This is a genomic window from Variovorax sp. OV084, assembly GCF_900111625.1.
Lineage (GTDB): Bacteria > Pseudomonadota > Gammaproteobacteria > Burkholderiales > Burkholderiaceae_C > Variovorax.
In genome coordinates this window covers 1-24227 of sequence record NZ_FOII01000020.1, presented here as the reverse complement: position 1 = coordinate 24227, position 24227 = coordinate 1, and the positions used below count along the sequence as shown (strand labels likewise).

Annotated in this window: 26 protein-coding genes; 18 read left to right on the top strand and 8 right to left on the bottom strand. The window is 63.7% G+C overall.

What is annotated here, in order from left to right; genetic code table 11:
• Window positions 1-52: 52 nt before the first annotated feature.
• Both BMW87_RS35225 and BMW87_RS29640 read right to left on the bottom strand, forming a co-directional pair.
• A complete protein-coding gene (locus tag BMW87_RS35225; protein WP_177192873.1) occupies window positions 53-205 on the bottom strand; it encodes a hypothetical protein in 153 nt (50 codons plus the stop codon).
• Between the two features lie 283 nt (window positions 206-488).
• Window positions 489-1442 carry a LysR family transcriptional regulator gene (locus BMW87_RS29640; protein ID WP_093081153.1) on the bottom strand — a complete coding sequence of 318 codons (954 nt, stop codon included), beginning with the start codon at window positions 1440-1442 and terminating at the stop codon, window positions 489-491.
• Between the two features lie 126 nt (window positions 1443-1568).
• Between BMW87_RS29640 and BMW87_RS29635 the strand changes: the two genes are divergently transcribed.
• The 16 genes from BMW87_RS29635 to BMW87_RS29560 all read left to right on the top strand — a co-directional run bounded on the left by BMW87_RS29635 (window position 1569) and on the right by BMW87_RS29560 (window position 17086).
• Window positions 1569-1916: a putative quinol monooxygenase gene (locus BMW87_RS29635; protein ID WP_093081151.1), complete on the top strand. Its 348-nt coding sequence runs from the start codon at window positions 1569-1571 to the stop codon at window positions 1914-1916.
• A 168-nt stretch (window positions 1917-2084) separates the two neighbouring features.
• Window positions 2085-3230 carry an acyl-CoA dehydrogenase family protein gene (locus tag BMW87_RS29630; RefSeq protein ID WP_093081149.1) on the top strand — a complete coding sequence of 382 codons (1146 nt, stop codon included), beginning with the start codon at window positions 2085-2087 and terminating at the stop codon, window positions 3228-3230.
• Between the two features lie 9 nt (window positions 3231-3239).
• Window positions 3240-4775, top strand: a complete 1536-nt coding sequence (locus tag BMW87_RS29625) for an AMP-binding protein (RefSeq protein WP_093081146.1) — start codon at window positions 3240-3242, stop codon at window positions 4773-4775.
• A 10-nt stretch (window positions 4776-4785) separates the two neighbouring features.
• Window positions 4786-5577: a citryl-CoA lyase gene (locus BMW87_RS29620; protein WP_093081144.1), complete on the top strand. Its 792-nt coding sequence runs from the start codon at window positions 4786-4788 to the stop codon at window positions 5575-5577.
• 10 nt (window positions 5578-5587) lie between these two features.
• Entirely contained in the window at window positions 5588-6061 is a 474-nt protein-coding gene (locus tag BMW87_RS29615; RefSeq protein ID WP_093081141.1) for an acyl-CoA thioesterase, read from the top strand.
• The gene (locus tag BMW87_RS29610) at window positions 6058-6825 is read left to right on the top strand and encodes an enoyl-CoA hydratase/isomerase family protein (RefSeq protein ID WP_093081139.1); all 768 of its coding nucleotides are present in this window, start codon (window positions 6058-6060) and stop codon (window positions 6823-6825) included. Before BMW87_RS29615 ends, BMW87_RS29610 begins: the two co-directional genes overlap by 4 nt.
• A gap of 27 nt (window positions 6826-6852) precedes the next feature.
• The gene (locus BMW87_RS29605; protein WP_093081137.1) at window positions 6853-7824 is read left to right on the top strand and encodes a Bug family tripartite tricarboxylate transporter substrate binding protein; all 972 of its coding nucleotides are present in this window, start codon (window positions 6853-6855) and stop codon (window positions 7822-7824) included.
• A 15-nt stretch (window positions 7825-7839) separates the two neighbouring features.
• Entirely contained in the window at window positions 7840-8589 is a 750-nt protein-coding gene (locus tag BMW87_RS29600; RefSeq protein ID WP_093081135.1) for an electron transfer flavoprotein subunit beta/FixA family protein, read from the top strand.
• A 2-nt stretch (window positions 8590-8591) separates the two neighbouring features.
• Window positions 8592-9524 carry an electron transfer flavoprotein subunit alpha/FixB family protein gene (locus BMW87_RS29595; RefSeq protein WP_093081132.1) on the top strand — a complete coding sequence of 311 codons (933 nt, stop codon included), beginning with the start codon at window positions 8592-8594 and terminating at the stop codon, window positions 9522-9524.
• Between the two features lie 10 nt (window positions 9525-9534).
• On the top strand, window positions 9535-9930 hold the full coding sequence (locus BMW87_RS29590) for a RidA family protein (protein ID WP_093081130.1): 396 nt from the start codon (window positions 9535-9537) through the stop codon (window positions 9928-9930).
• Between the two features lie 143 nt (window positions 9931-10073).
• On the top strand, window positions 10074-11108 hold the full coding sequence (locus tag BMW87_RS29585; RefSeq protein ID WP_256216971.1) for an alcohol dehydrogenase: 1035 nt from the start codon (window positions 10074-10076) through the stop codon (window positions 11106-11108).
• A 94-nt stretch (window positions 11109-11202) separates the two neighbouring features.
• The gene (locus tag BMW87_RS29580; protein ID WP_093081125.1) at window positions 11203-12579 is read left to right on the top strand and encodes an NAD-dependent succinate-semialdehyde dehydrogenase; all 1377 of its coding nucleotides are present in this window, start codon (window positions 11203-11205) and stop codon (window positions 12577-12579) included.
• A gap of 71 nt (window positions 12580-12650) precedes the next feature.
• Window positions 12651-13058: a GFA family protein gene (locus BMW87_RS29575; protein ID WP_093081122.1), complete on the top strand. Its 408-nt coding sequence runs from the start codon at window positions 12651-12653 to the stop codon at window positions 13056-13058.
• 46 nt (window positions 13059-13104) lie between these two features.
• Complete coding sequence (locus tag BMW87_RS29570; RefSeq protein ID WP_093081119.1) at window positions 13105-13560, top strand: (2Fe-2S)-binding protein; 456 nt, start codon at window positions 13105-13107, stop codon at window positions 13558-13560.
• Entirely contained in the window at window positions 13557-15806 is a 2250-nt protein-coding gene (locus tag BMW87_RS29565; protein ID WP_093081117.1) for a xanthine dehydrogenase family protein molybdopterin-binding subunit, read from the top strand. The genes BMW87_RS29570 and BMW87_RS29565 overlap by 4 nt, the downstream gene beginning before the upstream one ends.
• On the top strand, window positions 15803-17086 hold the full coding sequence (locus tag BMW87_RS29560) for a c-type cytochrome (RefSeq protein ID WP_093081114.1): 1284 nt from the start codon (window positions 15803-15805) through the stop codon (window positions 17084-17086). The genes BMW87_RS29565 and BMW87_RS29560 overlap by 4 nt, the downstream gene beginning before the upstream one ends.
• Before the next feature lie 92 nt (window positions 17087-17178).
• Here the strand turns inward: BMW87_RS29560 and BMW87_RS29555 are convergent, their stop codons facing one another.
• The 6 genes from BMW87_RS29555 to BMW87_RS29530 all read right to left on the bottom strand — a co-directional run bounded on the left by BMW87_RS29555 (window position 17179) and on the right by BMW87_RS29530 (window position 22152).
• Window positions 17179-17964, bottom strand: coding sequence for an enoyl-CoA hydratase/isomerase family protein (locus tag BMW87_RS29555; RefSeq protein ID WP_093081112.1), 786 nt, complete (start codon window positions 17962-17964; stop codon window positions 17179-17181).
• A gap of 46 nt (window positions 17965-18010) precedes the next feature.
• On the bottom strand, window positions 18011-18766 hold the full coding sequence (locus BMW87_RS29550) for an ABC transporter permease (protein ID WP_093081109.1): 756 nt from the start codon (window positions 18764-18766) through the stop codon (window positions 18011-18013).
• Between the two features lie 13 nt (window positions 18767-18779).
• Window positions 18780-19538: an ABC transporter permease gene (locus BMW87_RS29545; protein WP_093081106.1), complete on the bottom strand. Its 759-nt coding sequence runs from the start codon at window positions 19536-19538 to the stop codon at window positions 18780-18782.
• Window positions 19535-20266: an ABC transporter ATP-binding protein gene (locus BMW87_RS29540; RefSeq protein ID WP_093081104.1), complete on the bottom strand. Its 732-nt coding sequence runs from the start codon at window positions 20264-20266 to the stop codon at window positions 19535-19537. Before BMW87_RS29540 ends, BMW87_RS29545 begins: the two co-directional genes overlap by 4 nt.
• 94 nt (window positions 20267-20360) lie before the next feature.
• Entirely contained in the window at window positions 20361-21302 is a 942-nt protein-coding gene (locus BMW87_RS29535; RefSeq protein WP_093081101.1) for an ABC transporter substrate-binding protein, read from the bottom strand.
• Window positions 21303-21507: 205 nt separating this feature from the next.
• Window positions 21508-22152 carry a flavin reductase family protein gene (locus BMW87_RS29530; protein WP_093081099.1) on the bottom strand — a complete coding sequence of 215 codons (645 nt, stop codon included), beginning with the start codon at window positions 22150-22152 and terminating at the stop codon, window positions 21508-21510.
• 175 nt (window positions 22153-22327) lie between these two features.
• Here BMW87_RS29530 and BMW87_RS29525 point away from each other — a divergent pair, with 175 nt between their 5' ends.
• Both BMW87_RS29525 and panD read left to right on the top strand, forming a co-directional pair.
• Entirely contained in the window at window positions 22328-23350 is a 1023-nt protein-coding gene (locus tag BMW87_RS29525) for a substrate-binding domain-containing protein (protein ID WP_093081096.1), read from the top strand.
• Between the two features lie 155 nt (window positions 23351-23505).
• Window positions 23506-23895 carry an aspartate 1-decarboxylase gene (gene panD / locus BMW87_RS29520; RefSeq protein WP_093081094.1) on the top strand — a complete coding sequence of 130 codons (390 nt, stop codon included), beginning with the start codon at window positions 23506-23508 and terminating at the stop codon, window positions 23893-23895.
• Window positions 23896-24227 lie beyond the last annotated feature (332 nt).

Here is a 24227-nt window from a genome sequence, read left to right as displayed (position 1 = left end):
TCGGTTGGTCCGCGAAGTCGAAGGCCTGGTGCCCAGCGTCGTCCAGGTGGTTCTATCCGCGGAAGAACAGCAGCTTGTGCTTCACGAGCACGGCATTGAGATGCTCGATTTCTTCCGGGGATAGGCTGGCTGAGAGCTTCAGGTTCTGCACCTCGCCGCCGATGCGGCCCGCAACGCTCCGTTCGCAGCTTGCGAGGCGTCGCATGTCGTGCCGATTGTTCATGCCAATGGCGCCGACGACTCAGTCACCGCGCATTTGAATGAAAGCCAGTCGCTCGCGCTCGCCGGGTTGGCCAGCACCATGTAGCTGCATGTCAGCGCGCCCAGCCCCCGCGGGTTCACGCTGTACTGCAGACAGAGCCAGGGTGGCGCTGCATGATCGCCGGCCTTGGCTTCCGCGCTTCCGCTGGCTAGGCGCGCGATATGCGCCGCCTCGCCTTGCCCTGACGATTGGGATTGTCCAAGTCTCGATGCGCATCGCGTGGCCGTTACGCCGGTCCGTCCCCGGAAATCGTCACCCATGACTCTGCGTGCTCTCGCATGAAATTGATGAACGCTTGGATGCGTGTATCCGTTGGTGCGCGACGGTAGTAGACGATGTGAACAGGATTTGGTGGCGATAGATTGAACTGCGGCAACAGCTCCACCAAGTTGCCCTGTCGACGATCAGCGGCCACTGAAAAATCCAGCAAGCATGCGATGCCTTGATGCGCCAGCGCGAGCTGATGCAGCATCTCGCCATGCGACACACAGATGGCGGGGCGGATACTCAATTCTTGCTGGTGGCCATGACTAAGCGGCCAGCGATTGAGCGCGTCAGCGCCGATGTAGCCGAGCAGCCGGTGCGTTGCAAGATCTTTGACCCCGCGAGGCGTACCGTGCCGTTGCAGATAGGCCGGCGACGCCAGTACGAGGCGGCGGCAGCTGCCCAACAATACCGCGCGCAGCGAGGAGGCGGCCATGGTGCCGATACGGATCGCCACATCGGCATGCTCCTGGATCAAGTCGACGATCTCGTCACTGCTGCGCAACTCGAGGTCGATCCCCGGATACGCCTTCGCAAAACGCGGGATCAATGGGAGCAAGACATGGCTCATGAATGAGGCCGAGGTATTGACCCGAAGCAGCCCGCTCGGGGAGCCGGCAACTCGCGCCAGGTCGGCTTCGATGTCGGCCAACGACTGCAGCACTTGATGACTGCGCTCCAGCAGTAGCCGTCCGGCCTGAGTCAGTTCCATGCGTCGTGTCGTGCGCACAAGGAGCGCCACCTGGAGACGCCGCTCTAGCGCCTTGAGTGCACGGCTGACGGACGACACCGGCTGCTCCAGCACGTCGGCGGCGCCGCTCAGCGAGCCTTGAGCGGCAAGCGCCTGCAGCAGGACCATGTCCCGGGTTTCGATCTGAGGAGCGGTCTTCATCTTCCCAACCTGGACAAAAGTCATTTGCTACTGGTCGTCTTGTTGGGGGGGTGCCTGAAAGTCACAGTGGCACCCCTGAGTTGCGCGGATGACAAGACGTTGTTCGAGCGGTCAGGCAAAGAAACCACAAAGAACAGAAAGACACCGAACATGACCTCTTCATTGAAAAACCTGGGCAACGCCGAGCCGGCGCTGCGCGCGAATCAGCACGTCATCGTCGTCAAGCTGCCCGTCAAGGCAGGCTGCGAAGACTTCTTCCTCGCGCGCATGGCGCCGGTGATCGAGGCCACCCGGCTCGAGCCGGGTGGCCTGATCTACCAATTGCACCGCGGGACCGAGGACGCCTCGGAGTTCGTCACCTATGGCCTCTTCACCGACCACAACGCGTTCGAACAGCACTTGAACTCGGCGCATGTTTCGAACTGGCTGGCCGGGTCGTCGGCGTGGCTTGCCGCCCCGATGGTGGTTAGCCACTACGCATTGCACGACGCCGCCTGACTTTCCGAGGACGCGGGCCTGCCAGGCGCAGCCCCTCGGCGGTCCAAAGGGGGCAACTGCAGGTCGCGCAGCCGCGCGCCGTCGGGATCGCGGTGCCCCCTGATTCGAGCTTCTTGCATTCCTCGAAAAAACCTTCTAAACTTCTTCGAAATCGTTTTCGAGAAAGCCATGGAAAAAACCTCTGACACCGAACTCTCCTTGATTCGTGAAACAGCTAGACGATTCGTGAGACAGCGTCTCGTCCCGCTTGAGCAGCAGATCGAAAACGATGATGATGTTAGCCTCGATCTGCTTGCGCGGCTCCGAAGCGAAGTCGCGGCATTGGGCTTGTATGGGTTCAACTTGCCGGACAGCGCGGGTGGGCCTGGATTACCGGCCGCGGCAAAGGTCGCCATCCTGGAGGAGTTGACCTACACGTCCGTGCCGCTCAGTGAGGTTTTTGGGCATTTGCCTCTGCAGCTGAGTCAGGTCAGTAGCGCGCAACGCGAATCGCTTCTGCCGGACGTTCTTTCCGGCAAGAAGACCATCACCTATGCGCTGACGGAGCCCAATGCCGGCTCTGACCTTGGGGGGCTGCGGACCCGTGCAGTGAAGGTCGATGGCGGCTGGGTACTGACGGGCAGCAAGCACTTCATCTCCCACGCCGAAACCGCGGACTACGTCATCGTCCTGGCGGTGACGAATCCGGACGCGCCATTGAAGTCGAAGCTCGGAACGTTCATCGTGCGCAGCGGCAATCCGGGCGTGGTCGGCATGACCCGATACAAAAAGATGGGGTGGCGCGGCTACCACCTCAACGGCTTCTCGCTCGAGGAGTGCTTCGTGCCCGATGCCGACGTGCTCGGCGCGCCCGATGAAGGCTTCCTCGGAATGATGCAGTCGATCAACCAGGACCGCCTGCTGTCGGCGAGCCGCTCGCTCGGGCTGTCGAGCCGCGCGCAGCAGATGGCGTGCGAATACGCAGTCGAGCGCAAGGCGTTCGGTGCGAGCCTGTCGCAGCACCAAGCGATCCAATTCATGATCGCGGACAACGACGTCGAGTTGGAGGCCACACGCCTCTTGATTCGCAGTGCGGCCGATGCCATCGAGGTAGAGGACCCGCAGGCGCGCATCGCGGCATCGCGCGCCAAGCTCTATGCGAGCGAGATGGGTTGCCGCGTCACCGACCGGGTGCTGCAAATCTTCGGCGCCATGGGCTACATGTGCGAACTGCCCGTCGAACGCTTCTACCGAGATGCGCGCGCCTTCCGCATCGGCGAAGGCACCTCCGAGATGCAGCGCCTGCAGATCGCCCGTGCGGCACTGGCCGGTTGAGGAGCGGTCATGCCCTTCGATATCCTCGACCAGCATCCCGCGGAACTGCCCGCGTTCCACGCCGCCGGGCAGATGACCACGCGGGCCGAACTGAAGGTGGCGGGGCAGTGCGCCGCCACGTTCCTGCACCAGTTGGGGCTACGCCGCGGCGACACCGTGGCTGTCTGGATTCCCGATGGCGCGATCTGGCTGCAACTACTGTTTGGCGCTGCGCAACTCGGGGTGCTGATGGTGCCGGTCAGCACGCGGCTCAAGCTGTCGGAGGCGCAGCACATTGTCGGCACTGCCGCGGCGCGGGTGCTCGTCGTTCCCGAGAAGTTTCTGGACTTCGACTACGCGGGTGCAGGGCGGACCATGCAGGCTTCGCTTCCCGCACTCACTCACGTGATTGAGGTGCCGGCGGAAGGCGGTTTTCAATGGCTGGCCTGCGAGCCGCATCGCGAATTTACCGGCCAGGATGCCGACGCGCTGTGCACCTTCAGCACTTCCGGCACCACGGGCAAGCCCAAACTGGCGGTGCATACCCAAGGCGGCCTCGCCGCGCATGCCCGCAACGCAGGCCAAGTGACGGAGATCCGTCCCGGCGACGCCATGCTCTGCGCGCTGCCGCTATACGGCGTGCTCGGCTTCGTCTCGGCCGTGGCGGCACTCGCGGCCGGAGGTACCTGCGTATTCCTTCCTGTCTTCAAGGCGGACGCCGCCGCAGCCGCCATTGAGCGTCACGGTGTGACGCACTTCTACGCATCCGACGGTATGTTCGACATGGTCTTCGGCGCGCAGGGCCACTCGTTCGCCAGCTGGCGCCGCGGCGGCTTCGCGGAGTTCGCAGGCCTCGGTGCGAAGGTCATCGATCAGGCCTGGAGCCGCTTGGGTCTGCGGCTGAGCGGCGTCTACGGCATGTCGGAATGCTTGGCCTTGATGGCCATTCGTGACACAGCCGGCGATGCGCGCGCGCGCGGTATGGCCGGCGGCACGCCGATCTCGCCGGAGATGCGCTTTCGCATCGTCGATCCGGGCACAGGCCTGCCCAAGGAAGACGGCGAGCAGGGCGAGCTGCAACTGCGTGGCTACAACGTCATGAAAGGCTATCTGAATAACGCCGCCTCCTCGGCCGATGCGTTCACCTCTGACGGCTGGCTCAAGACCGGCGATCTCGCCTATGCAAAGGGCAACGAGTTTTTCTACCTCGCGCGACTCAAGGACAGCCTTCGCCTGAAGGGCTACCTCGTCGATCCCACGGAGGTCGAGGACTTTCTCTGCAGGCACCCCGGCGTCGAGGCCGCGCAGGTCGTCGGCGTCCACCAGGACGGGGAGGGCGACGTCGCCGTTGCCTTCGTGCGGCCCTCGGCGCAGCCCGCCGCGGAGTCGGAGCTGCTCGCCTATTGCAAAGGCGGCATCGCGGGCTTCAAGGTCCCGCGGCGCATCGTGCCGATCGACGAGTTCCCGCAGTCGAGCGGACCCAACGGGGTCAAGATTTTGAAGAACGTCCTGCGCGAGATGGCCAAGCCTCATCTCGAATCCTCGCCCTCCTCAACAGCTCAATAGAAAGACGCCCATGAAAAATGGTGAAGTGAAATCGGACATCGCATGGGCCAGCCCGACCCAGGTGGTGGTGCACGGCCTGGACCTGTGCGAAGAGATCGTCGGCAAGGTGGACTTCGGACAGATGGCGTTCCTGCAGCTGTTCGCGCGACTTCCCGACGAGCGCGAACTTCGCATGTTCAACGCGATGATGGTCATCCTGGTCGAGCACGGCATCACGCCCTCGTCGCTCGCCACCCGCATGACGTATTGCGGCGCGCCTGAGTCGGTGCAAGCCGCGGTCGCCGCAGGTTTGCTCGGCCTGGGCTCGGTCTTCGTGGGCTCCCTCGACAACGCTGCCCGGCTGCTGCAGGAGTCCCTCGCTGAAGGAAGCAAGGGCGGCGATGAAATCGACGTGGAGGCCAAGGCCCGTGAGATCGTCACGGGCTATCGGGCACGCAAGGAAATCCTGCCGGGCATCGGCCATCCGTTCCACAAGCCGATCGATCCGCGCACGCCAGCGCTCTTCAAGGTCGCGAAGGAGACCGGGTACTACGGCCCGTATGTGCGGCTCATGGAAGCGCTCGGCGCCGAAGCCACGCGTCAGGCCAATCGCCCGCTTCCGGTCAATGTGACCGGTGCGATGGCGGCGGTCGCCTCCGAGATGGGTATTCCCTGGAAAATCTGCCGCGGCCTCGCTGTGTCGGCGCGCGCGGTCGGTCTGGTCGGTCACATTCTCGAAGAGATGCGCCAACCGATGGCAGAAACACTGTATCTGCGCGTCGAGCATGAGGCGACGGCGCACATGCATCCCTCGAACGCCTGAGAGTCCGCAGATGACTGCCCAGGCCATCACAGAAGCATCTCGGCGAACGGTTGCGCCGGTGCGCGGCGAATTCCGCTTCTGGACGCACGAGAAGCTGCGCAACGCGGACACCGACCAGTTCCGCCACGTGAACAACGCGGTGATTTCCACGCTCTTCGAAGCGGCCCGCATGGAAATCTTCGCACCCCCTGCGATTCGCGAGTTGATGGACGGCGGCAATCTTGCCATTGCGAGATTGCTGGTCGAGTTTCGCAAAGAGGTTCACTTTCCTGGACGCGTGGACATCGGCAGCACCGTGGTAGCCGTTGGCAAGACCTCAGTACGTATCGCCCAAGGTTTGTTCGCGGCGAACGGCGAAGACTGCCACGCATCAGCAGAGGCAATCTGCGTCGTCGTGAACCCGAAGACAGGTGTGCCTTGCCCCATCGGAGCCGAACTGCGAAGGCATCTGCTTGCTGGTGCGGCTGAAGGAGTAAGCGCATGAAGCCCACCGACAAGGTCCTGTTCGAGTTGCGCGGTCACACGGCGCTCGTCACGCTGAACGATCCTGAGCGGCGCAATGCGCTCTCGCGCGAGATCGTGCGTGGCTTCTTTCACGCGTTGGACCGCAGCCTGGAGGAGGGCGCACGCGCCGTCGTCGTGGCCGCCAATGGCCCGGCCTTTTGTGCTGGCGCGAACATCGACGATCTGCGCGATGGCTGGATGGAAGGCAAGGACCCGAGCGAAGACCCGGCATTGCTGTTCAAGCGGCTCTCGGAACTCGATCGTCCCGTGGTCGCCGCCATCCAGGGCCCTGCGCTCGGCGGCGGCATGGAGCTCGTGCTGGCCTGCGACTTGGCCGTGGCGAGCGACGCCGCGTGGTTCGCGATGCCCGAACTCGGGCACGGCGTGATCCCGAACACCGCGCTGGCGCTCCTGCCGCGCGTGGTGGGCCAGCGGCGGGCACTGGACCTGATCCTCACGCGCCGGCGGATCCTGGCTCACGAGGCGCTGAGCTTTGGCCTGGTCAATCGCGTGGTGTCCGCCGGCGGCGTGGCCGAGGAAGCCCTGGAGCTCGTGCGGGCCGTCGTGGAGACATCGCCTCCCGGCGCCCTCGCGGCCGCCAAGGCCAACCTTCGCGCGCATGCCCCTGTGGCATGGGACCGGGTGCTCTCCTCGCCGAAGGATGTGCCCCGGAGCGAGTGGCAGGAGGGGCTGGATGCGTTCACCGAACGCCGCGCGGCTTCGTTCGAACGCTTCTGGAATTAGTCAATCTCATCAATCAAAGGAACAGTCATGAAGCAATTCATTTCCCTTGCTATCGCGCTGGCAGTTTCGTTCTTCTCTCTTCCTACGCACGCGGCGGACAGCTTCCCTTCGAAGCCCGTTCGCATCATCGTGCCGTACTCCGCTGGGGGACCGGTCGACATCATCACGCGGGGCTTGAGCGCGCGGCTCAACGACGTGTGGAAGGTCGCCACCATCGTTGACAACAGGCCCGGTGCCAACGAAATCATCGGGGCTACGGAGCTCTCTCACGCAACGCCCGATGGCTACACCCTGCTGATGGCGACCGACTCGGCCTTTTCGCAGAACCAGTATCTCTATAAGAAGCTGTCCTACGACCCGGATGCGATGGTCCCCATCACGCGCCTCGCACTGGCGAATCTTGTGCTGTTCGTGCCAAGCGACTTCCCGGCCTCGAACATGCGCGAGTTCATCGCTTACGTGCGTGCGAATCCGCAGCGCATCAACTATGGCTCGGCGGGTATCGGCAACATCACGCACCTCTCCATGGCCTACGTCGAGAAGACCTACGGACTGAAGATGACGCACGTGCCGTACAAGGGACTGGCGCCGGTAATCCAGGACATGCTGGCCTCGCAGGTGCAGGTCGCGTTCGGTGTTCCTTCCGCGGTGGAACCATTTCTGCGGTCCGGCAAGCTGAAGGCGCTGGGAATCTCGGGCGCGCAGCGGGCCAAGCTGTTGCCCACGGTCCCGACGTTCACCGAGAGCGGGTATCCAGACATTGAGTCGAACTTGAACATGGGCCTGTTCGCGCCGCGCGGCACCAGTGCCGAAGTGGTCAATGCCATCGCGGGATCGGTGCGAAAGATTCTCATGGAGCCGGCGTTCCGAAAGACCTACATCGATGACGTCGCGTTCGAAGTGGCTGCAAGCACGCCCGAAGAATTCACCGCCTTCATCGCAAAGGACAAGCCTCGGCAGAAGGTGAGGATCGAAATGTCCGGTGCCAAGTTCGATTGACGGAAAGGCGAGCTCATGAAGATTCTTGTCGCCGTCAAACGCGTGGTCGACTACAACGTGAAGGTCCGGGTGAAATCGGACCGCACGGGTGTGGACATCGCCAACGTGAAGATGAGCATGAACCCCTTCGACGAAATCGCCGTCGAAGAGGCAGTGCGCTTGAAGGAAAAGGGTTTAGCGACCGAGATCGTCGCCGTCTCCTGCGGGCCGGCGCGTTGCGAGGAAACGCTGCGCACGGCCATGGCCATCGGTGCCGATCGCGGCATTCTTGTCGAGACGAACGAAGAACTGCAGCCCTTGTCAGTGGCCAAGCTGCTCAGGGCGCTGGTGGACCGGGAGCAGCCCGGCCTCGTGATCCTGGGCAAGCAGGCGATCGACGATGACTGCAATCAGACCGGCCAGATGCTGGCCGCCTTGGCCGACCTGCCCCAAGCCACTTTCGCTTCCAAGGTTGAAGTCGCTGAAGGCAAGGCCACGGTCACGCGCGAAGTCGATGGCGGCCTCGAAACCGTCTCGCTCACGTTGCCTGCGGTCGTCACCACCGACCTGCGCCTGAACGAGCCGCGCTACGTGACGCTGCCCAACATCATGAAGGCCAAGAAGAAGCCGCTCGAGACCGTGAAGCCCGAGGAGCTTGGCGTCGCACTCAAGCCGTACCTGAAGACCCTCGAGGTCACCGAACCCGCGAAGCGCTCGGCCGGCATGAAGGTGCCCGACGTGGCCACGCTGGTGCACAAACTCAAGACCGAAGCCAAGGTAATCTGAACATGACCGCTCTCGTCATTGCCGAGCACGACAACGCCAGCCTCAAGGGCGCCACCTTCCATACCGTGACCGCGGCGCTCGCTTGCGGCGGCGACGTGCACATCCTCGTCGCGGGGCACAACGCGGGCGATGCCGCCGAAGCCGCGGCGGGCATCGTGGGCGTGGCCAAGGTGATGCACGCCGACAGCGAAGCCTTCGCGCACGGCCTGGCCGAAAACGTCGAGGCGCAGGTCGTCGCACTCGCCAGCGGCTACAGTCACATCCTGTTTCCTGCGACGGCCAGCGGGAAGAACATCGCGCCCCGCGTCGCAGCGGTGCTCGATGCGGCTCAGATCTCGGAAGCGACCCGCGTCATCAGCACCGACACCTTCGAGCGCCTGATCTACGCGGGCAACGCCATCGCGACGGTGCAAAGCCTGACTGAGAAGAGCGTGATCACCGTGCGCACCACGGGCTTCGATCCGGCGGCGGCCTCGGGCGGCAGCGCCATCGTCGAGCAGATCGCGCCCGTGCCCGCGAGCGGCAAGAGCACCTTCGTGAGCGCCGAACTCGTTAAGAGTGACCGGCCCGAGTTGACCGCGGCCAAGATCATCGTCTCCGGCGGAAGGGCACTGGGTAGCAGCGAGAAGTTCACCGAGGTGATGACGCCACTGGCCGACAAGCTGGGCGCGGCCATCGGCGCGAGCCGTGCGGCGGTGGACGCGGGCTACGCTGCGAACGACCTGCAGGTGGGCCAGACCGGCAAGGTCGTGGCACCGCAGCTGTACATCGCTGCAGGTATCTCCGGTGCGATCCAGCATCTGGCCGGCATGAAGGATTCCAAGGTGATCGTGGCGATCAACAAAGACCCGGAGGCACCTATCTTCTCCGTCGCCGACTACGGACTGGAAGCGGATCTGTTCACGGCCGTGCCGGAACTGACCAAGGCACTGTAGGACTTCGAAGATGTGCGCCAACAAGGTAACCCCGATCAACCCTTCTGACCTTGCGCAACCCGGCGGTCATTACTCGCATGGAACCGTCGCCAACGGATTCGTCTTTGTTTCCGGCCAACTCCCCATCACATCGGCGGGAGAAAAACTCGTGGACGCGAGTTTTTCGGTTCAGGCCCGGCAGGTCCTGGAGAACGTCGGGACCGTCCTGAAGGCTTGCGGCAGCGGCATCGCGAACCAGGTCCAGGTTCGCGTCTATATCGACGGTATGGACAACTGGCCCGAGTTCAACAGCATCTACGCCGAGTGGGCGGGAAACAGCCAGCCCAGTCGGGCGGTGGTACCGACCAGCCAACTCCACTATGGGCTCAAGGTGGAAGTAGAAGCCGTGGCGTTGCAGGGTTCTTGAAAAACTCCCGCTACGGGAAACTCGTCATCTTCGAGAAGTCGTTTTCTATCAAACGATTTCGAAAAATATATCGAATGTACGTTTGGATTCCAGTGGTCTAGTGCTATTTTTGACGAAATCGTTTTCGTAGAGGATTGATCAAAATGGTGAACCAAATGACGCGAAGAATGCGGGCGGTGCAAGTGGCAACCGCAGGCGGTCCCCTGGAACTCGTCGAGCGCGAAGTCCCCAAGCCGCCCCAAGGCCATGTGTTGATCAAGGTGCAGGCGTGCGGCATCTGCCACAGCGACTCGCACACAAAGGATGGTTCCTGGCCGGGTCTCCAACTGCCTCGTGTGCCGGGCCATGAAATCGCCGGTGTGATCGACATGCTCGGCGCCGGCGTCGAGGGATGGCTCAAAGGACAGCGGGTCGGCGTGGGCTGGCACGGCGGACATTGCGGCCACTGTGACAACTGCAGGCATGGCGATTTCGTACGGTGCGAGCGTCTGCGCATTCCCGGCATCAGCTACGACGGCGGATACGCAGAGTACATGGTTGCACCGCAAGAAGCCCTTGCACGCATCCCTGATGACCTGTCGGACGCCGATGCCGCACCGCTGCTTTGTGCAGGCCTCACCACCTTTAACGCCTTGCGTAACAGCGGCGCCCGCGCGGGTCAGTTGGTGGCAATCCTCGGGGTCGGTGGTCTCGGCCATCTGGGCCTGCAGTTCGCCCGGAAGATGGGCTTCGTGACTGCAGCGATCGACCGCGGAGAGGCCAAGGCCGAGCTCGCCAAGCAACTCGGCGCGCACCACTACATCGACAGCGAATCGCAGGAAGTCGCGCAGGCCTTGCAAGCGCTCGGCGGCGCGCAACTCATCCTCGCGACGGCCAGCAGCGGTAAGGCCATGAGCGCCGCAATCGGCGGCCTTGGCATGAACGGAAAGATGGTCATGGTCGGATGGTCCGAAGAGCCCGTCGAAGTGCCTATCCCGCAGTTCGTCATGCAGCGCAATTCGGTCCAGGGCTGGCCCTCTGGCACGGCCGCGGATTCGCAGGAGACGCTGGCCTTCAGCGCCCTTGCGGGCGTGGCACCAATGATCGAGGAGTACCCGCTATCCCGCGCGGCCGAGGCTTACGAGCGGCTCATGAGCGGCAAGGCGCGCTTCAAGGTCGTGCTGCGGCCAGACAGGTGAATGCACGGCATCCCGGCTTCTCCAATTTCCCAACATCTCGGCTCCCTGGAGCCCTCCCTCCGCGCTTCAAGCGCAAAGAACAAGGAACAGAAAAATGAGCTTTCGCACCATCAACCCGGCCACGGGCGAGTTCGTCAAGGAATTTCCGCTGCAATCCGACGAACAGGTGTTCGCCGCGCTGGAGATCGCCGACAGGCGCTATCGCGAAGACTGGAAATTCAGACCAGTGGCCGAGCGCGCCAAGATCGTCGCGCGCGCTGCACAGATCCTGCGCGAGAAGCGCGACGAATACGTCAAGTACCTCACCCTCGAGATGGGCAAGGTGACTCGCTTTGGCTACATGGAGGTCGATCTCGTTGCGGACATCCTGGACTACTACGCAAAGAACGCGGAGCGCTTTCTTGCGCCGCAGCCGCTGCCTGACGAGCCCGGCGCCACGGTGGTGGCCGAGCCGATCGGCGTGCTCTTCGCCATCGAGCCGTGGAACTTTCCCTACTACCAACTGGCCCGTGTCGCCGCGCCGCAGCTCGTCGCGGGCAACGTGGTGCTCATGAAGCATGCGCCGAACGTGCCTCATTGCGCACTTGCGTTCGCGCGGCTCTTCGAGGAAGCCGGCGCGCCGGAAGGCGTCTACACCAACCTCTTTTGCAGCGTGGAGCAGGCCGCGAAGCTGATCGACGACTTCCGCGTTCGCGGCGTCGCCCTGACCGGCAGCGAACGCGCGGGCGCCTCCGTTGGCGAACGGGCCGGGCGCAATCTCAAGAAGGTGGTGCTCGAGCTAGGCGGCAGTGACCCGGCGCTCATCCTGAAGGGTGCGCCGCTTGACCATGCGGTCGAGCAGTGTGTGATGGGGCGCACCTTCAACTCGGGTCAGGGCTGCGTCAACATCAAGCGCGTCATCGTCGTCGGCAAGGAGCGCGGCGCGCAGATGCTGGCGGCGCTGAATGAGCGGTTCGCAGCAATCAAGGTGGGCGACCCGACGGACGAAGCGACCGTGCTCGGCCCGCTGGTCAGCGAGACCGCACTGAACGGGTTGCTCAAACAGATCGACGAGGCGAAGGCCGCGGGTGCGCGCATCGTCTTCGGCGGCAAGCGCGTCGACCGCCCCGGCTTCTATCTCGAGCCGACCATCGTCACGGACATCGACGTTGACAACCCGCTCTACCAGCAGGAGGCCTTCGGCCCGGTGCTGTCCTTCTATGTCGTGGACACCGAGGAAGAAGCGATCGAGCTGGCCAACGCCACCCGCTATGGGCTCGGCGGCTACGTCTTCGACGCGGACATCGAGCATGCCAAGCAGGTGGCGTCGCGCATCGAGTCCGGCATGGTCTACATCAACTCCTGTTTCGTCGACTCGCCGGGGCTGCCTTTCGGCGGCGTCAAGAACGCCGGCTTCGGGCGGGAGTTGGCGGAAGTGGGCATCGGTGAATTCCTGAACCGCAAGCTGATCCGGGTTGCCAGCGCGGCTTGAACGCCGCAACGGACGGCGCAGCCCATCAAGAAGGAAGCCGATATCCCGGCTTTCGATAGAGAAAGAAAATCATGAAACATCGCGAAGGCGGATGCCTCTGCGGCGCCGTGCGCTACGTGCTGAAGGGCGAACCGCAGGCCGCAGCCATATGTCATTGCAGGCACTGCCAGAGGCAAAGCGGCAGCCTCTTCTCCTTCAACCTCTTCATCGCCGAAGCCGACTATGAGCAACGCGGCGAGACCAAGTTCTTCGAGGACAGGGGCGACAGCGGACAGCTCTCCTACCGGCATTTCTGCGGGAGCTGCGGCTCGCCGGTGATTACCTGGGTGGCGATGATGCCCGGCCAGGTCTTGGTGAAGGCCGGCACGCTCGACAGCCTGGAGGGACTGCCGTCCCCGCAGGTCGAGATCTATACCGACCGCGCGGTGGAATGGCTCTCGCCCTTCACCGGCGCGAACCGTTTTGCGCTGAGCCCATGAACGGCCACGCGTTCGCCATCACGAAGACCTTCTGATTGCCAAAGCCATGCCAATACTCGATATCAACGGCCGGAAGCACGACGTCGACGCGTCGCCCGATATGCCCCTGCTGTGGGCAATTCGTGATCTCGTCGGCCTGACAGGCACCAAGTTCGGTTGCGGCATCGCTCAGTGCGGCGCCTGTACCGTGCATCTCGACGGCGTCGCGGCTCGCTCCTGCGTGATGCCGCTGGCGGCGGTTGCGGATCGAAAGATCACCACGATCGAAGGCGTTGGCGCAACGCCCATCGGCAAAAAAGTCCAGGACGCATGGCGCGCACTGGACGTCGTGCAATGCGGCTACTGCCAGTCGGGCCAGGTGATGTCGGCGGCAGCGCTGATCGCCAGCAATCCGGCGCCGAGCGATGCCGATATCGATGCCGCCATGGCCGGCAACATCTGCCGATGCGGCACCTACAACCGGATTCGTGCCGCGATCAAGCAGGCCGCGAAGAGCACATGAGCACGTTACACGAATCGTCTGGTGCGCGGCAGAGCGCGGGCCTGTCGCGCCGCAGTCTGCTCGGGTTGGTCGCCACGGTAGGCACGGCCGCCGGCGGTGGCTTGTTGTTCGGCTTCAGCGTGCCGGCACGCAGTGAGGGCGAGGCGCGCACGTCGGTGATCGGCGGCGACGGCATCGAGATGCCGCGCGAAGGCGTGTTCGCCCCCAACGCCTTCATCCAGATCGATCGCCGCGGCAAGGTCACGCTGGTCATGCCGAAGGTCGAGATGGGGCAAGGCGTGTACACGTCGATTCCGATGCTCCTTGCCGAGGAGCTCGAGGTGCCGCTTGCGAGCGTCACGCTCGCCCATGCGCCGCCGAACGAGAAGCTCTTTGCCGATCCGATGCTCGCCGAGCAGCTCACTGGCGCTTCCACCTCGATCCGCTACGCATGGGAGCCGATGCGAAAGGCCGGCGCGAGCACGCGCACCTTGCTTGTCGCGGCCGCGGCACAGCGCTGGAAGGTCGATCCCTCGGGCTGCGTGGCGCGGGAAGGGCGGGTCTTGCATCCGCAGACCAGTCGCAGCATTGGTTACGGTGAGCTGGTCGATGTCGCAGCCAGACTACAGCCGCCGCAGGATGTCAGGCTTAAGGACCCCAAGGACTTCAAGTTGATCGGCACCCGCGTGAAACGCCTCGACTCGCCGGAGAAGGTGAATGGTGCCGCGGTCTTCGGTCTGGATGTGCGTTTGCCCGGCATGGTGTACGCGGCGATCGCTACCTGTCCGGTGTTCGGCGGCAGGCTGGCGAAATTCGACGACATGCACACAAGAAAAATTCCCGACGTGCAGCAGGTCGTCAGCTTCGACAACGGGGTCGCCGTGATCGGGGCGCACACGTGGGCCGCCAGGCGCGGTCTGCAGGCGCTCGAGATCCAATGGGACGAGGGCGCAGGCGCCGACGTTTCGACCGAGACGATCGTCACCGACCTCGTGAAGGCGTCGCAGCGCAACGGCGCGGTCGCGCGCAAGGAAGGCGATGTCGAGAAAGCCTTTGCCAATGCGAAGACGCGCATCGATGCGATCTACCACCAGCCGTTTCTGGCGCACGCGACGATGGAGCCGGTGAACTGCACGGTGCACGTCCGGCCGGACGGCTGCGAGGTGTGGGTGGGCACGCAGGTGCCAGGCCGCGTGGCCGATGCGGCGGCGAAGGTCACTGGGCTGCCGCCGGAGAAGATCACTGTCCACAACCATCTGCTGGGCGGCGGATTCGGCAGGCGCCTGGAAATCGACATGGTCACGCAGGCCGTGAAAGTGGCAAGGCAGTTGAATGTGCCGGTGAAGGTCGTGTGGACGCGCGAGGAAGACATCCAGCACGACATGTATCGGCCGTACTACTACGACCGCATTTCTGCCGGCCTCGACGCGAACGGCATGCCAGTGGCTTGGCAGCATCGCATCGTCGGTTCTTCGATCCTGGCGCGGTACGCACCGGCCGCGATGATGAAGAACGGTGTCGACCCCGATGCCGTGGCCGTGGCGGCCGAGTTGCCCTATGACCTTCCCAACCAGCTCGTCGACTACGTTCGCCAGGAGCCGCGGGGCATACCCACGGCGTTCTGGCGCGGCGTGGGCCCGACGCGCAGCGCGTTTGTCGTCGAGACCTTCATCGACGAACTCGCGACGCACGCGAAAGTGGACCCGGTGAAGTACCGCCAAGCCCTGCTCGGAAAGTCGCCGCGTGCACTGAACGTGCTCAACGAAGCCACGCGCGCGGCGAAATGGACGCCTGGCGCGCAACAAGGCAAAGGCAAGGGCCGGGGCGTGTCCCTCATGCACGCATTCGGCAGCTTCTTCGCGATGGTTGTCGACGTGACCGTGGACGACGGTGAGGTGCGCGTGGATCACGTGACCTGCGCAGTCGATTGCGGCATGGCGGTCAATCCCGACACGATCGAGGCCCAGATGCAAGGCGGCATCGTCTTTGGCCTCACGGCGGCGCTGTACGGCGAGATCACCTTCAAGAATGGACGCGTCGAGCAGAGCAACTTCAACGACTATCGGGTCTTGCGCATCAATGAAACGCCAGGCATCGACGTGCATCTCGTGAAGAGCAGCGAAGCGCCTGGCGGCATCGGCGAGCCGGGCACGTCGGCGTTGCAACCGGCGCTCGCCAATGCGATCTTTGCGGCCACCGGCAAGCGGTTGCACGCCTTGCCAATCGGCGACCAACTGAAATCAAACGCGAGTGGAGGCCGTCGATGATCCACGCACCGAAGACGGTTGCCACGCTGGGATTTGCGCTCTCACTGGCATCGGGCGGTCCCGCCACGACCGCGCATGCCGCTACCGCGCCCGACCAGGCGCTGGTTTCGCGCGGAGCCTATCTTGCGAAGGCAGGCGATTGCATCGCCTGCCACTCGGCACCACGGGGCAAGCCGTTCGCCGGCGGCCTGCCCATGACGACGCCGGTCGGGCGCATCTACTCGACCAACATCACTCCCGATCCGGACACCGGCATCGGCCGCTACACCCAGGAAGAATTCATTCGCGCGATGCGCGAAGGCATCGCAAGAGACGGCCACAACCTGTATCCGGCCATGCCGTATCCGTCGTACGCCAAAGTCAACGACGGCGACATGCAGGCGCTCTACGCCTACTTCATGCATGGTGTGGAACCCGTGAACCGGGAGAATCAGAAGTCCGAGATTCGGTGGCCATTGAGCATCCGCTGGCCGCTGAAAGTATGGAACTTCATGTTCCTCGATAAGGGCGTGTACCAAGACAAGCCCGGCAGGGATGCCGAGTGGAATCGCGGCGCCTACCTGGTGCAGGGGCTGGGGCATTGCGGCTCGTGCCACACACCGCGCGGTGTCGCGTTCCAGGAAAAGGCACTCGACGAAGGCGGCAGCACGTTTCTCTCCGGCGCGTTGATAGAAGGCTGGTTCGCCTCGAACCTGACGGGCGAGCACAACGTCGGCCTGGGCCGCTGGAGCGGACCGGAACTCGTGAGCTTCCTGAAGACCGGTGCGAACCGGCATGCCACCGCGTTCGGCTCCATGACGGAGGTCGTCAACAACAGCACGCAGGCGATGACCGATGCCGACCTCGGCGCGATGGCCGCCTATCTGAAAACGCTTCCGGCGCGGGGTGGCAATGGCGCACCGCCCTATGCCTACGATGCGCAAAAGACGATGGTGTCGCTCAGCCGGCCGGCCGGCAACGCAGGCGCCCGTATCTACACGACGCATTGCCTGCAGTGCCACGGCGCCGATGGACGCGGCTTCGCGCCGATGCTTGCGCCGCTCGCCGGCAATCCCAATGTGTTGGAGCGCAATCCCTCGTCGCTCATCAACGTGACGTTGAACGGCACCGGGGATCTTGTCATTCGAGGTATTCCGGCGGCGTACCCGATGCCCAAGTACGCCGCCGTGCTGAGCGACCGGGACATCGCCGATGTGCTGAGCTTCATCCGAGCGGGCTGGAGCAACGGCGCGGGAGCGGTGAGCGCGAACGAGGTCGCGAAGTTGAGACGCGGCAACTGACTTCATCCTTCCTGACATTCCAAGGGAAGTCAGGAAGGATCGGCCGGCGAAGAAGTGTCAGGCGGCTGGAATGGGCGAGGCGTCAGTCCCGTTCAGCTGCCCGTATATGCCGGCGGCCGCCGTTCGGAAAAGGCCGCGACGCCCTCGTGTGCATCGCGGGTCAGGAGCAGTTGCCGTTGCAGCGCCGATTCCTGGAGCAGGCCTTCCTCGACGGAGAGTCCATAGCTGGCAAGTACCGAACGCCGCGCGGCAACGACGGCGAGCGGTCCATTCTTGGCGAGCTGCCGGGCGATGGCCAGCGCGGCTTCTTCCAGCGCCTCGCTGGACACCAGTTCGGTCACGAGGCCGTGGTTGAGCGCGAAGGACGCGTCGAACGTATCGCCCGTAAGGATCATTCGCATCGCAACACCCAGTCCCGTCACCTTGGCGAGCCGCTGCGTGCCGCCGCCACCGGGAAGAATGCCCAGCCTGGCTTCGGGAAGGCCGAAGCTCGATGCGTGCGTCGCGATGCGGATGTCGCAGGCAAGCGCCAGTTCCAGCCCGCCAGCCACGCAGAATCCGTCGATGGCCGCGATCGTCGGCTTGGCGACGTCCTGAGCGCCAGTCAGTCCGCCGAAGCTGATGATCGACGTGGGTTCCTGGCTGGCCGCGCGGCCGCGCCGGTAGGGCAGGTAGTCGCGAATGTCGGCGCCGGTGCAGAACGCACGGCCTCCCTGGCCGGACAGGATCGCGACCTTCAGTTGTGGGTCGTCGTTGAAGCGCTGCCAGGCGTCCCCAAGCGCACGGTCGTGCTCGACATCCAGCGCGTTGTGTTGCTGGGGACGGTTGATGACGATGCGGGCAATGGCATGGTCGATGATCTGGAAATCGATGGGCATCTGGATGGTTCGTTGAGCGAGAAAAGAAGGGACGAATGAGGGAGCGTCAGCGCCCGATGCTGGGCAACTTCTTCGAGACGCAGCACTCCAGCCATTCGAGAGCCCAGTTCACTCCGACGCCGATGAGGCCCACGGTGGATAACAGAGCGAAGACGGCGGGCGCGTCGAAGTCGCGCTGGGCGGAGAGCAACATGCGTCCGACGCCCGGGCGCGTGGCCAGCATCTCTACTAGGAGCGCGACGATGATTGCGAGCGGCACCGCCACGCGAAGCCCTGCGATCACGCTGGGCAGGATGCTGGGTGCGTAGATGTTCATCACCTTGCTGCGGGCCGAGATCCGCAACGTATGGCCGGTGTTGACGAGAGTCGGATGGATGGACCGCGTGGCCTGCAGCACATTGAGCAGGATCGGCCAGACCGCCGCGAGCGAGACGACCGTGGCACCGAGCACGGCGCCGCTGCCGATCAGCAGCATCGCCACGGGAACGATGGTGGGCGGCGGCACGGACCGCAGGAACTCGAGCGTGGGCGCCACCGCTTCGGAAACGGCAGGCCGGGCGCCAAGGATCGTGCCCATGGCTGTGCCCACCACGCCGGCGATAAAGGTGGACAGCACGACGGTCTTCAGCGTGGCCAGCACGGCGAGTTGAAGCTCGCCTGCTGCGAGCATCGCCTGCGCGCTCGCGAGCCAGGTCTGAGGCGGCGGTGCGATGGGCGAGGTGGGATCGCCCACGGCTTGCCAAAGGCACAGCAATGCGACGGGCGTGGCAAGGCTCAGGAGGATGCGAGACATCTTGTTCATGGGCTCGCTCCTTTCAGCTCGCCTGGGCCAGGCCGGGCAGCAGGCGCCGGACGGCGAAGCCCAGGGAGAAATTCGCGCAGACGCCCAGCACGCCGATGGCGAAGAGATACGCGAAGGTCTCACTCGCCCGCATCGCTTCCTGCGCGCTGACCAGCCCCCAGCCGAGGCCGGCCGGATTGCCGACCATTTCAGCGACCACGCTGACGATCAGGCAGAGGCTGAAGCTGAGGCGCGCCCCCACGAGAATCTGACTGAAGGCTGCGGGTGTGACGACGCTGCGCAACGTGTGCCACTTGCTCAAGTGCAGTGTGGCGGCCACCTCGAAGATTCTTGCGTGAAGCCCTTCGATGCCGGCCCTGCTGCTGGAGATGAGCGGCCAGATGCTGGCGAACACCGTCACGGTGATCTCGGTCTTCCATGAAAAGCCGAAGACCAGCACCGCGGGTGGAATGAGCGCCACCGCCGGCAGCGGCCTGAGCAGTTCGATGAACAGCGACAGCATGGTGCGAAGCGTGCTGAACGTGCCCAGCGCCATGCCGAGCGGTATCCCTATGAGCAGGCAGATCGCCCAGCTCGCGAGGGCCGCGGCGAAGGTGTGCGCGGCGTCCGAGACCAGGCGCCCGTCGATGAGACTGTCGGTGAGCGCGCGGCCGATCTCGATGGGCGTGGGCAGCACGTTGAGCCCGTCGTTGGCCATGACGGCGAGTTGCCAGGCGCCGAGGAGCGCGACGGGCAACAGCCATTGGCGCGCATTGCGCGAGTGGCCGGTCATCGGGCGGCTCCGTGCAAGCGCTCGAGCAACTCGTGCCGCGCGTGCAGGTATTCCGGCATCTCCTTGGTGGAAATCTGGTCGCGGCGCGCAGGAAGCGGCGGGCGTATTTCCGAGGCGATCGTTCCCGGTGATCCCGCGAGCAGGACGACGCGATCGCCGAGATAGATGGCCTCGTCCACGTCGTGCGTGATGAAGACGATGGTGGCGCCAGTGCTTGCCTGGATGTTGCGCAGCTCGTCCTGCAGCTTTGCTTTCGTCATGGCATCGAGCGCGCCGAAGGGCTCGTCCATCAGCAGGACCTTGGGTTGCAATGCCAGAGCGCGCGCGATCTGGAGCCGCTGTTGCATGCCCCCGGAAAGCTTCGCGGGGTATTCCCGTTCGGCCTTCTGCAGGCCCACCAACGCGAGCGCGGTGTCGATGCGCCGGTCGAGCTCAGCGCCGGAGATTGTTTCCTCGATGCCGAGCGCGACGTTAGCGCGCACGGTTCGCCACGGCAGCAGGGCATTGCCGTAGTCCTGGAACACGGTCACGACGCCTTCGGGCGGGCTGCGGAACGCCTTGCCTTCGAATAGGACGGCGCCGCTTGTCGGCGCGCAGAAGCCGCCCAATGCGCGCAGCAGGGTGGTCTTTCCGGTGCCCGATCCGCCCACCAGGCACAGAAACTCCTGCCGGCCCACTTGCAGGTCGATGCCCTGGAGGATCGTCTTGTCGCCGGTGGCCGATGCCAATTTGACTTCTGCGCGTTCGCAGCTGAATACGGGTGAATTCATGTTTCTCTGGCCCGAGGGCCGTTGTCTCTTCGGGTTGTCTCTTTGCGTTGCGTCACTCGAAGCTGGCGCCCACCGCGGTCAGCTTCTCGTTGATAGCGCCTACAGCCAGAGACGCCTTGATCCAGGTATCGATCGCCGCGTCGTCCAACTGGGTGCTGTAGGCGGGCAGGCGCACCGCGTTGGCGATCTCGTCGGGCAGGCGTGTCCACTTCGTGAGCACCACGCGCGACGCCTTGTCGTTCTTCTGGATGTATTGATTCGCCTCGTCAAGCGCCGCGCGCCAGGCGCGCACCGCCGCGCGGTTGTCCTTGGCCCACTGGCCGTTGGCCATCCAGCAGGTCAGCACCACCGGGTCCGCCACCGAGAGCATCGGATTGCCCAGGCTGGTCGTGGCGACCTTGCCCGGCGCAGAGGCAAAGGGCTCGACGATCTCGGCCGCCGCGACGCGCCCGACCGCCAGTTGGTCGCCCATGTTGGCGAAGGCCATCTCCTGGAAGCGGATGTCGCTGGTGTCGATGCCCTGCTGTCGCAGCGCGTTCAGCGTGGCAATGTGGATCACGCCGTTGAGCGAGGGCGTGGCGACCACCTGCCCCTTGAGGTCGGCCATGTGCTTGACCGGTCCGTCCGCGCGGGTCAGTAGGCGCATCTGCTGGTTGCCCGACATCTCCTGCGTGTTGCCCGCGATGCCGACGACATCCAGCTTCTTGAGCCGCGCCTTGATGATGTCGATGGGCGTGCAGCCCGACACCTCGAACTGCCGGCCCAGCGCGCCCACGACGGTCGAGACGTTCTGCACCGTCGTGATTTCGACATCCAGGCCATGGGCCTCGAACAGACCTTTGTCCTTGGCGACCCACAGCGGAAGCCATGCAGCCGAAACGACGGATGCAACCCGGATCTTGGTCTTGGCGGGTGTTTGTGCCACGGCTTCCATAGGCGTGGCAAACGAAGCCCAGATCAGCAATGGAGCGAGCAGGCGAAAAACGGATTGCATGGAGGTCTCCTTTATGTCAATGAATTGGCCCAGTAGCAGCGGCAAAAGACGCCCACTGGCCGATCAGGCTCTGCCGTGAATGGCGCGGTTCGCGCAGCCGGTGCCCCATCAACTGGGGCATGGCGAAAGCGGCGTGTGCGAGTCATGGAGACGGGCGTTTCTGGCGCGCCGTCTCCAGCGGGTGCTGCGACGGCAGGTCTGTCCGCTAACTGCCGTGCGAGTCGCGAAGGGCTTCGTCGGGCGCGCGGTGGATCTCTACCATCCACTCCTGCGACAGCAATGCGTAGTCGCTCAACCCACCGCATCGCATGAGCGGGCGAGCCAACGCGGTCTGGTAGACGCCATCCTTGAGCAGGTCCTGGTCGATGTGGACGCCAACGACCTCTCCAAGCACCAGCCATCCAGGCAACTGCTCTCCGCGCGTGTTTCGGAACTGCACCACGTCCACCACCTTGCACTCCATCGAGGCCCGGCTTTCAGCGACGCGCGGCGCACTCACCTTGGTCGCCGCAATGGCCGTCAGGCCTGCCAGCTTGAACTCGTCTACTCCCCGAGCCACTGGTTGGGACGTCATGTTCATCTGCTCTCCGAGGTCTTCGGATACCAGGTTCCACACAAACTCGCCCGTCTCCACCGCGTTCTGCGCGGTGTCCTTCCACCCGGTGCTGGCGAAGCCGAGGATGGGTGGGTCGTAGTGGAACGTGTTGAAGAAGCTGTAGGGCGCGAGGTTGAAACCTCCCTCCTTGTTCCTCGTAGAGATCCACCCAATGGGCCGCGGCGCGATGATGGAGTTGAGCGGGTTGTGCCGAAGCCCGTGCCCCGCAGAGGGCTCGTAGAAATGAAACTCCATATTCGCAGTCCTTGGAAGCCTTCGCAGGCCGAAAAATAAATCTCGAAAACGATTTCGGTGAATGTTAAAAACCCTTCGTGAAAATGTCAAGAATGGGAGGAGGGCGTCTCTGAAATCGGTTTCGCATACTTGCTCTTATCAGCGACAATGACGCCCTGAATCAAGGGACCATAGATTGAACATTCACGAATTTGCAGCGAAGCTGAAGCTCTCGGTCAGTACCGTGTCCAAGGCCATGAACGGACGGGAAGACGTGAGCCAGGCAACACGAGAGCGAGTGCTTGCGGCTGCGGCCCGATTTGGCTTCTCGCCGGACCCGGCCGGGCGCAGGCTGAGGCGCCAGTCGTCAGACACCATCGGCTTCGTGCTCTCGGCCCCACAGGCCTCGTTCGTGCACCCGTTCTTCCTGAACATGCTGATGGGCGTAGACGAGCAACTCGACGGGTCGAATTACCAGGTCATCATCGCCTCGGCACGAAGCATCGAGACGGAGATCGATGTGTTCAAGCGCCTGGTCGAGCGCCAGCGCGTGGACGCATTGCTGTTTGGCCGCACTAGGCGAGACGATGAGCGGATCGCGTACCTCCAGAAGCGCGATATTCCTTTTGTGGCGTTCGGTCGGAGCGACACGCAGAAGGGTTTTCCGTACTTGGACATCGACCACACCGTCGTCGGGCGTGCTGGTTGCGCGCGATTCATTGCGCTGGGCCATCGCCGGATTGCGTTGGTGCACGCGCCCGAGTTCCTGATGTTCAGCCACCACCAGCGAGTGGGTTACGAGGCAGCGCTTCGCGCGGCGGGAATTCCCATCGATCCGATGCTCTGCCTTGAAGCCGCGCCTTCTGAAGAGGGGGGCGTCGATGCGGCCCGTCGTCTCTTCGAGCTGCCCGATCCGCCCACCGCCATCGTGTGTGGACATGACATCGTGGCTATGGGCGTCATGCGCGCCATTTCAGAGACTGGCAGGGTTCCGGGGAAAGACATCGGGGTGATCGGGGGGGACGACCATCCGATCGGTCGCCTGCTGTCCCCTGCGCTAACGACGTTCAGCGCAGAGACCCACCGCGCCGGCAAGCGGATGGTGGAGATGCTCCTTGCTCGCTTGAACGGCACGCCTGCCGAAGAGCTTCAGGAACTATGGAACCCGGAGTTGATACTTCGCGCGTCGGACGGTCCGCCGCGCACCTCGGCCCCGTGAAGAAGGCCGGCATACGCAGTCGATTCTCGAAGCGGAGTGTGTTCGAGATGCATTGATGCGATCGTTCTATGTTGTCGTCGATGAGCGGACATATACAGTAGCGAGCCGTTCACGATTGCGGCTCTTCCTCAGTTGATATCGAAGGACTCTCCATCATGTTCCGTACCTTGCTCAAGTCGAAGATTCACCGGGCTACCGTCACAGACTGCGAATTGCATTACGAAGGCTCATGCGCAATCGATGAGGATCTTCTTGACGCGGCCAACATGGTGGAAAACGAACAGGTGCATATCTGGAACATCAACAATGGCGAGCGTTTCGTCACGTATGCGATCCGCGGCCAGCGCGGCAGCGGGATCATTTCGGTCAACGGATCGGCGGCCAGACGGGCATCCGTTGGTGACTTGATCATCATCGCCGCCTTCGGGACGGTGGTAGAGGAGAAGGTGACTGACCATCTTCCCAGGCTTGTCTTCGTCGACGAAGCCAACCGCATAAAGCAGCAGCGCGATCATGTGCCCGTGCAACTCGCAACTGCAAGCTGACTCCGTCTGCTGTTTCTCGATAGGGCCATGACTAGCGGTTGGTTTAGGAATGCCGCAGCCGCGAGTGTCTTCGAGCTCGCTGCCCAGCTGATGGTGGAGTCGAAGCGGTCATGCGCGGTCCTGCGAAAGCAAACTCTCTCTCCAACTAGCGGTGGCTCCAGCGCCATCTCATGCACGCAGCGCAACACCTCCTTTCGCAAACGCTGTTAGTGCCAGCGCAATCTTGACCAGCTAAAGCGCAAAGTGCCAATCCAAAATTGACCAGGGTGTTCCACTGACCTGCTGAGAATTTCAGCAGGGGATTCAAGGTGATCACCATGGACATGATTGGC

Excerpts from the sequence above, each read along its gene's own strand:
- BMW87_RS35225 (WP_177192873.1), bottom strand. The coding sequence starts at position 205 with ATGCGACGCCTCGCAAGCTGCGAACGGAGCGTTGCGGGCCGCATCGGC.
- BMW87_RS29640 (WP_093081153.1), bottom strand. The coding sequence starts at position 1,442 with ATGACTTTTGTCCAGGTTGGGAAGATGAAGACCGCTCCTCAGATCGAA.
- BMW87_RS29635 (WP_093081151.1), top strand. The coding sequence starts at position 1,569 with ATGACCTCTTCATTGAAAAACCTGGGCAACGCCGAGCCGGCGCTGCGC.
- BMW87_RS29630 (WP_093081149.1), top strand. The coding sequence starts at position 2,085 with ATGGAAAAAACCTCTGACACCGAACTCTCCTTGATTCGTGAAACAGCT.
- BMW87_RS29625 (WP_093081146.1), top strand. The coding sequence starts at position 3,240 with ATGCCCTTCGATATCCTCGACCAGCATCCCGCGGAACTGCCCGCGTTC.
- BMW87_RS29620 (WP_093081144.1), top strand. The coding sequence starts at position 4,786 with ATGAAAAATGGTGAAGTGAAATCGGACATCGCATGGGCCAGCCCGACC.
- BMW87_RS29615 (WP_093081141.1), top strand. The coding sequence starts at position 5,588 with ATGACTGCCCAGGCCATCACAGAAGCATCTCGGCGAACGGTTGCGCCG.
- BMW87_RS29610 (WP_093081139.1), top strand. The coding sequence starts at position 6,058 with ATGAAGCCCACCGACAAGGTCCTGTTCGAGTTGCGCGGTCACACGGCG.
- BMW87_RS29605 (WP_093081137.1), top strand. The coding sequence starts at position 6,853 with ATGAAGCAATTCATTTCCCTTGCTATCGCGCTGGCAGTTTCGTTCTTC.
- BMW87_RS29600 (WP_093081135.1), top strand. The coding sequence starts at position 7,840 with ATGAAGATTCTTGTCGCCGTCAAACGCGTGGTCGACTACAACGTGAAG.
- BMW87_RS29595 (WP_093081132.1), top strand. The coding sequence starts at position 8,592 with ATGACCGCTCTCGTCATTGCCGAGCACGACAACGCCAGCCTCAAGGGC.
- BMW87_RS29590 (WP_093081130.1), top strand. The coding sequence starts at position 9,535 with ATGTGCGCCAACAAGGTAACCCCGATCAACCCTTCTGACCTTGCGCAA.
- BMW87_RS29585 (WP_256216971.1), top strand. The coding sequence starts at position 10,074 with ATGGTGAACCAAATGACGCGAAGAATGCGGGCGGTGCAAGTGGCAACC.
- BMW87_RS29580 (WP_093081125.1), top strand. The coding sequence starts at position 11,203 with ATGAGCTTTCGCACCATCAACCCGGCCACGGGCGAGTTCGTCAAGGAA.
- BMW87_RS29575 (WP_093081122.1), top strand. The coding sequence starts at position 12,651 with ATGAAACATCGCGAAGGCGGATGCCTCTGCGGCGCCGTGCGCTACGTG.
- BMW87_RS29570 (WP_093081119.1), top strand. The coding sequence starts at position 13,105 with ATGCCAATACTCGATATCAACGGCCGGAAGCACGACGTCGACGCGTCG.
- BMW87_RS29565 (WP_093081117.1), top strand. The coding sequence starts at position 13,557 with ATGAGCACGTTACACGAATCGTCTGGTGCGCGGCAGAGCGCGGGCCTG.
- BMW87_RS29560 (WP_093081114.1), top strand. The coding sequence starts at position 15,803 with ATGATCCACGCACCGAAGACGGTTGCCACGCTGGGATTTGCGCTCTCA.
- BMW87_RS29555 (WP_093081112.1), bottom strand. The coding sequence starts at position 17,964 with ATGCCCATCGATTTCCAGATCATCGACCATGCCATTGCCCGCATCGTC.
- BMW87_RS29550 (WP_093081109.1), bottom strand. The coding sequence starts at position 18,766 with ATGAACAAGATGTCTCGCATCCTCCTGAGCCTTGCCACGCCCGTCGCA.
- BMW87_RS29545 (WP_093081106.1), bottom strand. The coding sequence starts at position 19,538 with ATGACCGGCCACTCGCGCAATGCGCGCCAATGGCTGTTGCCCGTCGCG.
- BMW87_RS29535 (WP_093081101.1), bottom strand. The coding sequence starts at position 21,302 with ATGCAATCCGTTTTTCGCCTGCTCGCTCCATTGCTGATCTGGGCTTCG.
- BMW87_RS29530 (WP_093081099.1), bottom strand. The coding sequence starts at position 22,152 with ATGGAGTTTCATTTCTACGAGCCCTCTGCGGGGCACGGGCTTCGGCAC.
- panD (WP_093081094.1), top strand. The coding sequence starts at position 23,506 with ATGTTCCGTACCTTGCTCAAGTCGAAGATTCACCGGGCTACCGTCACA.